Genomic DNA, 364 nt, shown 5'->3' with positions numbered 1-364 from the left:
GAAATACAACATAGTGCCGCCCACCAGCAAAGGAATACTTCCCCGGGGGGTGATTTTCAGCCATGGCGGCCAGTGCGTCAGTACGAAAATCAGCCGCCGAATAGCTCTGAGACGGGTCGCGTATGTCGATCAGGCGGTGCGGAAATTCGGCCAGTTGCGCCTTGGAAGGCTTGGCCGTGCCGATGTCCATGTCGCGATAGACCAGCGCCGAATCGACGCTGATCAGCTCACACGGCAGGACCTTGGTGTGTTCGATTGCAAGATCGGTCTTGCCCGCTGCGGTTGGCCCCATGAGAAAGATGGCCGGAGGTAAAGCATTCATTCATTGTCCGCGCAGGAATAATTTATCCAGATCGTTGCGCCC

At 56.9% G+C, this 364-nt stretch carries 1 pseudogene; it reads right to left on the bottom strand.

Features of this window, described 5'->3' with window-relative positions:
* A pseudogene (locus EE949_RS12965) lies at positions 1–322 on the bottom strand (tRNA (adenosine(37)-N6)-dimethylallyltransferase); the annotation flags it as partial.
* Between the last annotated feature and the right edge of the window lie 42 nt (positions 323–364).

The sequence above is a fragment of the Pseudomonas viridiflava genome, assembly GCF_900602065.1.
Taxonomy (GTDB): Bacteria; Pseudomonadota; Gammaproteobacteria; order Pseudomonadales; family Pseudomonadaceae; genus Aquipseudomonas.
Note: the sequence above shows the minus strand (reverse complement) of the source record. Positions and strands in the feature narration are given on the sequence as shown.